Raw genomic sequence first — 12248 nt, 5'->3', positions numbered from 1 at the left:
TTGAAAAATAGAGCGATATAGGGTATCATTATTACAAACACATTACAGAAATACTTTTCTATTCACACACTGTTCATATTTTTCTATTCTAATGAGATGACATTTTTTACTCAGATAACTGCAATTATTATTATTTATTCAACTTAAAATGCAATTGAATAAAAAAAACGTGTCAAAGTAGATGGGATTAGTAAGATTGGCGAAGAGGGTGGCATTGTATTTTAAAACATGTGATTTTTTTTTGAAAATTCGAAAGGAGTGTAAGGGTTTGGGCAAATACATTATAAGAAGATTAATATCTATGGTTGTTACATTGTGGTTCGTAATTACAATCACATTCTTCTTGATGCATTCGATTCCAGGGGGGCCATTCTCAAGAGAGAAAGCATTACCTGAAAAAGTACTCGAGGCATTAAACGAAAAATATCATCTAAATGATCCTTTGTGGAAGCAGTATGTGGACTATCTTCAAGGCGTGGTTGTGTTAGACTTTGGTCCATCATTTGCAAGACCAGGTATTTTTGTATTCGATAAAATTAAAGAGGGTTTTCCGATATCTGCCAAAATAGGTGGTGTTGCTTCTTTACTCGTTATCCTGTTTGGGGTACCGGCAGGTATTATATCTGCTCTGTATCAGAATAAAGTCCCCGATTATATCGTGACGATACTGGCGACTTTGGGGGTAGCTGTGCCAAACTTTGTAGTGGGCACCATATTTATTTATGTATTCGCCGAGAAACTGGGGTGGGTACCCGCTTATGGTCTTGGAGAACCAACGGCCTATATCGGACCATGCTTGGCACTTGCTGGATTTTCACTATCTTTTGTAGCGAGACTTTCGAGATCAAGTCTTCTAGAAGTGATGCAACAAGATTATATCAGAACTGCGAGAGCAAAAGGCCTATCCGAATTCAGAGTTATTTTCAAGCATGCACTTAAAAATTCTCTCATTCCTGTTATCACTTACATGGGCCCTACTATTGCAGCGATTTTAACAGGTTCATTTGTTATTGAGAAGATATTTGCTATTCCTGGGATGGGTAAACTCTTCGTAGAAAGTGTTGGTAATCGTGATTATACGATGATCATGGGCACCACTATATTCTATGCAGCATTTGCAATCGTTATGATCTTCATCGTGGATATTGCATATGGTATTATCGATCCAAGAATAAAATTAGGCGATTAGGAGGGAACAGCAATGTCGAATAAATGGGATAAACTCTCAAAACAAGAAACCATGAAAGAAAGCATTCGCCCTAGTTTGACCTACTGGCAAGATGCGTGGAGACGTCTGAAAAAGAATGTCTTATCGATGTTAGGCCTTGGCGTTATTCTTTTATTGATTTTATATGCAGGTTTTGGAAATGCTTTTACAGATTGGCGTTATTCAGATCAAAAGTTGGATATGTCCAATTTACCACCTAAGTTAGAAGTGTTTGATGTTGGTGATGGGATCACTTTATATGTTCATAAAGAATATACGCTTTATCAAATTAAAGATAATGGTAAAATCATCGAAAAGCTAGAATTGCCCACAGCCAATAAAGATATGCTGAAAAAGCAAAACCATTATACGCTAGAGGGCAAAAATATCACTGTAGATTACAGTTTCGCAGCAAAAGCGAAAAAGTCAAACGATCCAAATGCCATTAAATTTCAACTGCTTGTAGATGACAAAGTCTACACCGTGCCAACGAGCAAAATCGGCAACGGCGTCTACAGATTTGGCACTGACGGACTCGGCAGAGATTTATTTGCAAGATTGGTATATGGCGCAAGGATTTCACTCCTCATTGCCTTTATTGCAACCATGGTCCAATTCTTCATCGGCGTTTTATACGGTGGTATTTCAGGCTACATTGGTGGTAAAGTAGACAACGTCATGATGCGGATTGTCGATATTATTTCCACAGTACCGCTGTTGCTATATGTCATCATGTTGATGGTCGTAATTGGTCCGGGGCTTAAAACCATTTGTATCGCACTGGGTTCAGTTTATTGGGTCAATATGGCGCGTATCGTTCGTGGACAGGTGCTCAGTATTAAAGAGCAAGAATTCGTGCTTGCAGCGAGAACCATTGGTGCGAGTACTTGGAGAATCATGGTGAGACACCTTATTCCAAATGCGCTTGGTCCAATTATCGTTTCGCTTGCTATGATGATTCCAAGTGCAATCTTTACGGAGGCATTCCTAAGCTTTATCGGTCTTGGTGTCAATGCACCGATGGCTTCTTGGGGAACACTTGCAAATGATGCAGTTCCTGGATTGAGATCTTATGCCTATCAATTAATGTATCCATCGTTATTTATCTCTTTAACAGTCCTTGCGTTTAACTTCTTAGGCGATGGCTTAAGAGATGCCCTTGACCCGAGATTACGTAAATAGGAAGGAGTCTTACAATGAGTGAAAAATTATTAGACGTAAAAGACCTGTATACTTCTTTCTATACGCATTTAGGTGAAGTACAGGCGATCAGAGGGGTGAGTTTTCACCTGAATAGAGGCGAAGCATTAGGCATCGTTGGAGAGTCAGGGAGTGGAAAATCAGTGACCTCACTTTCTGTCATGAAATTGCTACAACATCCTGGTAAAGTTAAATCTGGACAAATTATCTTCAAAGGGGAAGATATAGTCCCTAAATCCAATAAAGAAATGATGGCGATTCGAGGCGATCAAATCGCAATGATTTTCCAAGATCCGATGACTTCCCTTAATCCAGTTTACACTATCGGAAACCAAATTATGGAAGCTGTAATCAAACATCAAGGGTTATCTAAAACGGATGCGAGAGCAAAAGCGATAGAAATGCTTACGTTGGTTGGCATTCCATCACCTGATCAAAGGGTAGATAACTTTCCGCATGAATTTTCAGGTGGCATGAGACAGAGAGCAATGATTGCCATTGCACTTTCGTGCCAACCAGACCTACTCATCGCAGATGAACCTACAACGGCACTTGACGTTACGATCCAAGCACAAATTTTAGAACTTTTAAAAGAACTGAAAGATAAAGTGAACACCGCAATTATTTTAATCACACATGATTTAGGCGTTGTTGCGGATGTTTGTAGCCGAATTGTTGTTATGTACGGTGGGTTAATCATGGAAGAAGGCTCAGCTGAAGATGTATTCTATAATCCAAGTCATCCATACACCATGGGACTCATCAAATCTATACCAAGACTAGATCTCAATGAAAAGCATCGATTGATTCCGATTCCTGGGACACCACCAGATTTATTAAATCCACCGACAGGATGCCCTTTTGCCACAAGATGTCCATATGCAATGCAAGTGTGCATCAAAGAATTGCCAAAATTCTATACGACAAATGAGGGGCACCGTGCAGCATGTTGGTTATTAGATCCAGAGGCACCAACGGTTGAAACCACTGGTGGCGTAAAGAGAGGTGGCAAATAATGGCTGAAAGAGAAGTCTTATTGGAGGTCAAAAACCTCAAAAAATATTTTAAAGTAGATAAAGGCATTATTCGCAGAAATATCAAATATGTCAAAGCGGTTGATGATATCAGTTTTAAAATCTACAAAGGCGAAACACTTGGCTTGGTAGGTGAGTCCGGCTGTGGCAAATCCACAACGGGTAGAACCATCATCAGGCTTTATGATGTCACTGATGGCGAGGTCATCTTCGATGGTGCTGAAATTGGTCAAATGAGCGAACATGAACTTAAGCCTTTTAGAAAGAGAATTCAAATGATCTTTCAAGATCCATACGCTTCATTGAATACGAGAATGACGGTTTCGGATATCATTGGCGAGCCACTGGATATACACGGATTGGCTTCTGGGGATAATAGACAAGAAAAAATTTTTGAACTGCTTGAGCGCGTAGGCCTTAGTAAAATGCATGCGAGTCGATATCCACATGAATTTTCAGGTGGACAGAGACAGCGTATTGGTATTGCCAGAGCACTTGCTGTAAATCCAGATTTTATCATCTGTGATGAGCCTATTTCGGCGCTGGATGTTTCAATTCAAGCTCAAGTTGTGAATATGCTTGAAGACTTACAGACAGAATTTGGGTTGACTTATCTCTTCATTGCGCATGACCTTTCCATGGTTAAGCATATTTCTGACCGTATCGGCGTTATGTACCTCGGAAAAATGGCAGAGATCGCAGGCAGTAATGAACTCTATGAAAAACCGCTTCATCCTTATACTCAAGCCTTATTATCGGCGATTCCGATCCCAGATCCAGAAGTGACAAGAGCGAAACAACGGATTATTCTCGAAGGCGATGTGCCAAGTCCGATCAATCCGCCTTCTGGTTGTAGATTTAGAACGCGTTGTATTTATGCTTTTGATAAGTGTAAGGAGATTGAACCAGAACTCAAAGAAGTGTCGCCAGAACACTTTGTGGCCTGTCATTTAATGGATGAAAAAGTTTAAATGGAAGTTGTTTAATAATTAACAAAATTTTTACTGTGTTCAAACTGTTTTTTAGTTTGAAAAATCTAAAAATATATATTATAATATGGTTATGTTAAAAAAAGTTAACGATAGGATTAAAAATGTGTAACAAAGACAAAAGTGGTATAAATGTTGCTTAGAGCTAAGTCCAAGCACGTTTATATAGAATGTTAACAGTTTTAAGAAATTGTATGAGAGGAGATGCTCAGAGAGAATTTGCTCAGAGCATCATAAAGACGTGCTATAGAAGGCGCCTATCTTATGCAAAACTCAAAAAGACATTGGAGGGGATTATTTTGTTTAAAAGAAATTTAGCTTTATTGTTAGTTGTGATGTTAGTTGCAAGCATGTTTATCGGTTGTGGCTCTAAGCCAGCAGAACCAACAGAACCAGCAGCAACACCAACAGACGCTACACCAGCAGCAGAACCAGCAGCAACACCAGCGGCTGAAGTAGAGCAAGTGTTATACTGGAATATCAGTGGAGAACCTAAAACCATTGACCCAGGTTTAAATGCTGCTTCAGACGGCGGACATGTTATCAATAACATGTTTGAAGGTTTAATGAGAGAAATTAACGGTAAATTAGAACCCGCTATAGCAGAAAGCTATACTATGAGCGAAGACGGTTTGGTTTACACCTTTAAATTAAGAGATGCAAAATGGTCTGATGGTCAAGCCATTACAGCTCAAAATTTTGAGTGGTCTTGGAACAGAGTTTTAGCTGAAGAAACAGCATCGGAATACGCTTGGATCTTTGACGAAGCAAACGTAGATTCATTCAAAGCAATCGATGAAAAAACTTTTGAAGTTACTTTAAAAGCACCAACACCTTATTTCTTAGGTTTAACAGCATTCTACACATTCTTCCCAGTAAGAGAAGATGCAGTAGCTAAAGGTGCTGATGGTGCGTGGGCGATTGATCCAGCAGCTTCAATCGTAAATGGTCCTTTTATGCTTGAATCTTATATTGGTGGAGACAGATTAGTTCTTGTTAAAAACCCGAACTACTGGCAAGCAGATAAAGTGAAACTTGAAAGAATCGAAGCTCTTATGATCGTTGAGGCGTCAACTTACTTGACAGCTTACGAAAGTGGATCAATTGATGCGCTTTTAACACCTCCAACAGAAGAGATCCCAAGATTAATTGCTGAAGATCCAACGTTCTATATCTTACCTCAAGATGGTACTTACTACTATTCTTTAAATACTGAAAAAGTACCTATGGATAATATCAATGTGAGAAAAGCGTTATCGCTTGCAATTGATAGAAAAGCAATCTGCGAAACCGTAACTAAAGGCGGTCAAGTACCTGCTTTAAACATGGTATCGCCTGCTTCTTATGATGCAGATGGTAACTTGTTCAGTGAAAAATTAGGCGGATTTGGTTTAGCTGAAACAGCTCAAATCGAAGAAGCTCAAGCCTTGTTAGCTGAAGCTGGCTATCCTAATGGCGAAGGTTTCCCAAAAGTAGAACTTATGTACAATACTTCTGAAGGCCATAAGCAAATCGCAGAAGCTATTCAAGAGATGTGGAAACAAAACTTAAACATAGACATCACATTGACAAACCAAGAATGGGCTGTATTCCAAGATACAAGACGTGAAGGTAACTACGAAATCGCCAGAGCTGGATGGTTAGGCGACTATTCTGACCCAATGACATACCTTGGTATGTTCTTATCGGAATCACCAATGAACTACCCACGTTGGAAAAGTCCTGAATATGATGCTTTAATCGAATCTGCTAGAACAGCTCCAGGTCAAGAAAGATTTGAAATGTTATACAAAGCGGCTTCTTTAATGGAAGAGCAATATGTAAATATCCCTGTTTACACTTATACAAATACCTTGATGGTAAAAGAAAAAGTGGTTGGATGGGAAATGACAACAAGATCGACTTGGTTCTTCGGATTTGCTGAAATTACGGAGTAATCCAAATAAATCATGATTTAAAATTAAGAGTGTCTCAATTCATTTTGAGGCACTCTTTTTTAGTGCGTCCAGCATATCAAAAGGGTTGCATCTGAAATTCGATTGAAAATGTATTATAAATTCATGACATTCATTCGTCATTAGCAACCAGTGTGATATAATATAGGGGTTATCATAGTGCAATAGGACAAAAAAATGAGGTGTATATAATGAGTATTGGGAAATTGACAAATGAGGATTTAAAGCATTTTATAATAGATGAAATTAAACCCAAAAGGTCTGACATATTAATTAGACCTGGAGTGGGTGAGGATTGTGCGGCAATTCAGTTTGGAGAATATGCCTGTGTCGTGACGACTGATCCGATTACTGGTGCCACAGAGGAACTCGGTAAACTTGCAGTTCATGTGAGTGTCAATGATATTGCATCCAGTGGTGCGGAGCCTGTGGCATTGTTACTCACACTACTTTGTCCTGAGGGAACGGCTCTGGAGGATATACAAAAGATTGTAGCAGATGCCAATAAAACGGCTAATGCGATGAATATAGAAATTATAGGTGGTCACACTGAAATCACGAATGCGGTCAATCGAATCGTTGTTTCAGTAACAGCATTCGGACGTACAAAGGCGGAGGAACTCATTATGACAAGCGGTGCAAATTCGGGTGAATATTTGTATATGACAAAGACGGTGGGATTAGAAGGTGCTGCAATAATCGCGCGAGAAAAAGAAACGACTCTTAAAGAGGTTCTAACGAAACATGAAATCCAACTGGCGCAGTCCTTTATAGAACAGATCAGTGTGATGAGAGAAGGCGAGATTGGGAAACAACTAAAGGTATCTGCAATGCACGATGTCACAGAGGGTGGCATTTTAGGTGCTGTATATGAAATGTGTGAAGCGAGTAAATTGGGCTGTAAGATTTATAATGACAAATTTACAATCCATGAGGTCACTCAAAAGATTTGTGCGTTTTTCAACATAAACCCGTTAAAATTGATTTCTAGCGGGTCTATGCTCATGAGTATTAACAAGGAAATTGCGCCTGCCTTTGAACAGGCAATGATAGAGGCGGAAATACCCTATTCTAAAATTGGTATACTAACAGCGGCAACCGATCGCTTATTGATATTTGGTGAGGAAGCTGATGAAGCAATATGCGATGTAATAGAACCCCCTGTAGGGGATGAACTTTATGCTGTAGTTTAATGGTAGACTACAAAAATTGTGACAGAAGACGAGGGTTGATATGCGAATGAAAATAATGAGAAATTTAAAATTAAAAAAAATGAGTGTTTTAATGTTGGTTGTAGCCATCTTAGGCAGTATGATGCCGCTTACGTTTGCCAACAAATATTTTGAATCGGATCAAGTGGAGTTGGTGGATCCGATTTCTGGGACATCGGGGTCTTATTATCCTGTAAATATCATGTTCGCTGGTGAAGATGTCATCACAGACGTGCCCGCGATTGTATACGAGAAGAATGGAAGTTCAAGAACCATAGTGCCCATTAGCTTTATTACAGAGAAACTAGGTGCTCAGATTTCTTGGAAGCAAGAGACGCAGGAAGTCACAATTGTAAGTGCTGAAAAAACCATTGTTATGCAGATTGGGAATGCCAATGCCACTGTAAATGGCAAACAAACGAAATTACCAGATGGTATTCCGCCCATATTGCTTCAGTACGAAGGCAAGACAAAGACTTACGTTCCTGTTAATTTTATAAGTTCACAATTAGGGCTAGATGTAAGTTGGATTGCAGGGACCAGAACAGTGGCAATTAACAGACCTGTTCAGACTTTGACGGACATTAATCTAGATTATATGAAACAATTCCCTGAAATTAGAATGAAAGTAACGGGTGAAGTGGTTGCAACGAGCTTTAATATTTCAGGAGCGGATGTTGGGGCGCAAGATAAAATCATCATTGACCTTCAAAACACCAAGTTTGATTTAAAAGACAAATCATTGTTGAAAGATGGCATTGGCACCTATCGTGTGACAGATGGCATCTTTGGGATCGACAAAGTAGAGATCAGCAGTCAATCTTCTAATCCACCAACCACAAGGGTAGTGGTGTATTTGGATCAAAAGAAAGGGCATAATATCTTCTTTGACGAAAAGACAGGTGAGATGGTGATTCAACTTGTCAATACGGTTAATAATGTATCTGTAGATAAAATTTATTCAACAGATACGGTGGTGATCGATACCAGTGAAGACCCTATTTACAATATCAATGTTGTTGGCAATCAAATTATGGTAGATGTCATCAACAGTTATATGAAGATCAACGCGGGACAAATGCAAGTGGTTCCTGTCGATCAAGGCAAAATTGCCTCTTTGGGATATAGCCAGCTAGACACCAGCAAGTATACGGATTCGGATTTTTATACTTCTGAGGATAAAGTGTCAAGGGTCATTATTGAACTCAATGAAAAGGTCACTCATGATGATATTTATGTGGAGAACGACGGGACTCAGATATTAGTGTTCGTCAGCCAAAATCCACTTAATAATTTTGATTACGTAAAACTTAACAATTCTAGATCTACTCTGGATGTAAGGTTGCTTAAAGCGGGCAACTACGATATTGCCTATAATAAAGAAACCCGCGTCCTCAGAGTGGAAATTCCAAAGGCACTTTCGGACTTATCGGCATTTGAATACCCTGTTAGAGATCAACTTTTGGAAGCGATAGAAATGAAGGTATCTGGGGATCAATACCAAATGGATATCACGCTATCTCCAAATACGACTTATCAGCAAAATACAGTGGATGGTAAAATTTCTTTTGCCTTTTCGAATACAGCGATTCAAAATTCAATTTATAAAGATATGTTGATTGTACTTGACGCAGGCCACGGTGGTCATGATTCGGGCGCAACTGGAACGCAGGCCAAGGAAAAAGATTTAGCCCTCAAGGCAACCCTTTTACTTGAAAATCAATTAAAATCACTTGGTTTTAAAGTATATTTAACGCGATCGACGGATGAGTACATTGGATTATATGACCGTGCAGACATTGCCAATGATTTAAATGCAGATTTATTTGTGAGTATTCACATCAATGCAACAACAAATTCGACGGCATCAGGTGTGGAAGTGCTCTATGCATCTGATAGTATGAGCGGTGGAAAGGGGCTTGCAGACCTCATTCAAAAACAATTGGTTTCTACGCTTGGGGCTAAAAACAGAGGCATTGTTAAGCGACCAAACTTAGTTGTGATCAGAGAGACAAAAATGCCATCGGTGTTATGTGAACTCGGGTTTATCAGTAATCCAGAAGAGCAAGATAAAATGATGACCACAGCATATCTCGAAAAAGCGGCAAAAGCGATTGTGGAGGGTATTAAGCAGTTTATAAAATAGGAGGCAGAAATTTTGAGAATAGATTCAAGACGAAATGATCAATTGAGACCCGTCAAGTTCACTCGGCATTATGTTATGCATCCACAAGGCGCTGTCCTTGTGGAGATGGGGCACACCAAAGTGCTTTGTACGGCGATCGTAGAAGAAAAAGTACCCCATTTTTTAAAAGGAACAGGGCAGGGGTGGGTCACTGCAGAATACGGGATGCTTCCAGGCGCCACAGGGACGAGAAAATCCAGAAATACAAAAGGAATAGATGGGAGAAGTCAAGAAATACAAAGGCTGATTGGACGCTCTCTGAGATCTGTCGTAGATTTAAAAGCTTTAGGGGAACGGACCATATGGATCGATTGTGATGTCATTCAGGCAGATGGTGGGACGCGAACCGCTTCTATAACAGGGGCGTACGTGGCGCTTCAAGATGCCATTCAAACCCTTTTGGATAACGATGTGCTTAAATCTAATCCGATAAAGACAAGTGTGGCTGCTGTCAGCGTAGGGATTTATGAATCCAATATCGTATTGGATCTTTGTTACGAAGAGGATTCTAAAGCACATGTGGATATGAACCTCGTCATGACGGGTGAGGGAGAGCTTATTGAAATTCAGGGCACTGGTGAAGAAAAGCCCTTTACAAAAGCGCAGATGTTTGAGCTTTTAGAGCTTGGTGAAATGGGTATTAGAGCATTGACTGACTTGCAGTTACAAGCGTTAAAACAAGTATGATATTGAATTTTAGGCAAATAAAATCAAGGAGATTGCGTGATGAGGCAGAAAGCAATACTGGCTTCAAGTAATAAGCACAAACTTGAAGAAATTCAAGAAATATTAAAAGCGTTTGATTTCGAGCTTTTGACATTGGCAGATGTTGGTCTTGGTGATCTTGAAATCGTTGAAGACGGTGAAACTTTTGAGGCGAATTCCTATATAAAAGCGAAAGCGGTAATGGATTTGAAACAAATGATCACCATCGCAGATGACTCTGGACTTGAAGTGGACTATCTGGATGGCGCTCCTGGTGTCTATTCGGCACGTTATGCTGGAGATCATGTGAGTTATGCAGATAACAATAAAAAACTGTTAGAGGCGCTTGAGGACGTTCCTAGCGAAAGCAGAACGGCGCGGTTTGTCACTGTGATTACCATGCTCTTTGAAAATGGTGACCAACTTGTGGCCAGAGGTGAAGTCTCGGGTATAATCGGTACAGCGTTGAAAGGCAATGGCGGATTTGGCTATGATCCTCTTTTTTATGTCCCTGAAATCAATAAGACCTTCGCAGAGTGCACATCAGAGGAGAAAAATAAGTTAAGCCATAGAGCCAATGCGCTTGTAAAGCTAAAAGCACTTTTAAAAGAGAGACAAATTTAGGTGATGCTATGAAAATTTGCGTATTAAGCGATACTCATGGGCATATTTCTCATATTAAGGACAGATTAATCCACCTCGATCAAGAGGTGGATGCATTCTGGTTTTTAGGGGATTATGCCAAGGACGGAAAACTTTTAAAAAAATTTTTAAAGAAAGAGATTTATATTGTGAAGGGCAATTGTGATTTGCATGCACTCGAACCCGAAGATCAAATTTTAGTGGTGGAAGGTAAACGTGTCTTGCTGACACATGGACATCGTTATAACGTCAAAAATACTTTGACGACGATTTATCTCAAAGCAAAGTCGAGTGAAGTAGATTTGGTTTGTTTTGGCCATACGCATATGGCTTTGAATGTAAAAGAGGAAGGTATTGTGCTCTTCAATCCTGGTAGCCCTACGAGTCCAAGGGGACATGTAAGGCCTTCTATGGGGATAATAATCATTCGAGAAGAAAGTGTCTTGTGTGAGCATATATGGCTTTAATACGGGGGTGTTCTATCCGTTGGAATGACAGGGGAAATGAATCTCTTAGGCCATGTAAAGTAATTGTAATTTTCAGATTAATGCAACATTAAAAAAGTTTTGAAAAGGTGTTGACGTTTGATATAGAGTCATGTATAATAAAATTCGTTAGTGACCGACGGGGTGTAGCGCAGTTTGGTAGCGCATTTGGTTTGGGACCAAAGGGCCGCGGGTTCAAATCCTGCCACCCCGACCACTAATGCGTTCGTAGCTCAACCGGATAGAGCACCGCCCTTCTAAGGCGGGGGTTAGGGGTTCGAGTCCCTTCGGACGCACCACTTTTCAAAAGCAAAAGTGAAGCAACTCATTAAATATGGCGATTGTAGTCAAGTGGTTAAGACACAGGATTGTGGCTCCTGCATGCGTGGGTTCGAACCCCATCAGTCGCCCCACATTTTATTGGGGATTCGCCAAGCGGTAAGGCACCGGACTTTGACTCCGTTATGCACAGGTTCAAATCCTGTATCCCCAGCCATCAGGGTCCATTAGCTCAGTCGGTAGAGCATCTGACTTTTAATCAGGGTGTCCCGCGTTCGAGTCGCGGATGGATCACCATTCACAAAACCAGTTGATTGATTACAATCAGCTGGTTTTTACTATGTATAAGTTGGATA

General features: G+C 40.1%; 10 protein-coding genes and 5 tRNA genes. All 15 read left to right on the top strand.

What is annotated here, in order from left to right; all coding sequences use genetic code 11:
- The first annotated feature begins 208 nt into the window (after window positions 1–208).
- The gene (locus F3D3_RS00235; protein ID WP_306455902.1) at window positions 209–1189 is read left to right on the top strand and encodes an ABC transporter permease; all 981 of its coding nucleotides are present in this window, start codon (window positions 209–211) and stop codon (window positions 1187–1189) included.
- Window positions 1190–1201: 12 nt separating this feature from the next.
- A complete protein-coding gene (locus F3D3_RS00230; protein ID WP_069870055.1) occupies window positions 1202–2389 on the top strand; it encodes an ABC transporter permease subunit in 1188 nt (395 codons plus the stop codon).
- Window positions 2390–2403: 14 nt separating this feature from the next.
- Window positions 2404–3423: an ABC transporter ATP-binding protein gene (locus tag F3D3_RS00225; protein WP_069870052.1), complete on the top strand. Its 1020-nt coding sequence runs from the start codon at window positions 2404–2406 to the stop codon at window positions 3421–3423.
- On the top strand, window positions 3423–4412 hold the full coding sequence (locus tag F3D3_RS00220; RefSeq protein WP_069870050.1) for an ABC transporter ATP-binding protein: 990 nt from the start codon (window positions 3423–3425) through the stop codon (window positions 4410–4412). The genes F3D3_RS00225 and F3D3_RS00220 overlap by 1 nt, the downstream gene beginning before the upstream one ends.
- A 317-nt stretch (window positions 4413–4729) precedes the next feature.
- The gene (locus F3D3_RS00215) at window positions 4730–6367 is read left to right on the top strand and encodes a peptide ABC transporter substrate-binding protein (RefSeq protein ID WP_242877052.1); all 1638 of its coding nucleotides are present in this window, start codon (window positions 4730–4732) and stop codon (window positions 6365–6367) included.
- A 209-nt stretch (window positions 6368–6576) separates the two neighbouring features.
- On the top strand, window positions 6577–7578 hold the full coding sequence (locus tag F3D3_RS00210; RefSeq protein ID WP_069870048.1) for an AIR synthase family protein: 1002 nt from the start codon (window positions 6577–6579) through the stop codon (window positions 7576–7578).
- 55 nt (window positions 7579–7633) lie between these two features.
- Entirely contained in the window at window positions 7634–9742 is a 2109-nt protein-coding gene (locus F3D3_RS00205) for an N-acetylmuramoyl-L-alanine amidase (protein ID WP_175438250.1), read from the top strand.
- 12 nt (window positions 9743–9754) lie between these two features.
- Window positions 9755–10468: a ribonuclease PH gene (rph, locus tag F3D3_RS00200; RefSeq protein ID WP_069870044.1), complete on the top strand. Its 714-nt coding sequence runs from the start codon at window positions 9755–9757 to the stop codon at window positions 10466–10468.
- Window positions 10469–10507: 39 nt separating this feature from the next.
- Window positions 10508–11110: an XTP/dITP diphosphatase gene (locus F3D3_RS00195; protein ID WP_069870042.1), complete on the top strand. Its 603-nt coding sequence runs from the start codon at window positions 10508–10510 to the stop codon at window positions 11108–11110.
- Window positions 11111–11118: 8 nt separating this feature from the next.
- Window positions 11119–11595, top strand: coding sequence for a YfcE family phosphodiesterase (locus F3D3_RS00190; protein ID WP_069870040.1), 477 nt, complete (start codon window positions 11119–11121; stop codon window positions 11593–11595).
- A 158-nt stretch (window positions 11596–11753) separates the two neighbouring features.
- Window positions 11754–11830: transfer RNA gene (locus F3D3_RS00185), tRNA-Pro, on the top strand.
- A 5-nt stretch (window positions 11831–11835) separates the two neighbouring features.
- Window positions 11836–11912: transfer RNA gene (locus F3D3_RS00180), tRNA-Arg, on the top strand.
- Between the two features lie 38 nt (window positions 11913–11950).
- Window positions 11951–12026: transfer RNA gene (locus F3D3_RS00175), tRNA-His, on the top strand.
- Window positions 12027–12034: 8 nt separating this feature from the next.
- Window positions 12035–12109: transfer RNA gene (locus F3D3_RS00170), tRNA-Gln, on the top strand.
- A 4-nt stretch (window positions 12110–12113) separates the two neighbouring features.
- Window positions 12114–12189, top strand: a tRNA-Lys gene (locus tag F3D3_RS00165).
- The last annotated feature ends 59 nt before the right edge of the window (window positions 12190–12248 follow it).

Origin of the sequence: Fusibacter sp. 3D3 (genome assembly GCF_001748365.1) — a bacterium.
Taxonomy (GTDB): Bacteria; Bacillota; Clostridia; order Peptostreptococcales; family Acidaminobacteraceae; genus Fusibacter_A.
Note: the sequence above shows the minus strand (reverse complement) of the source record. Positions and strands in the feature narration are given on the sequence as shown.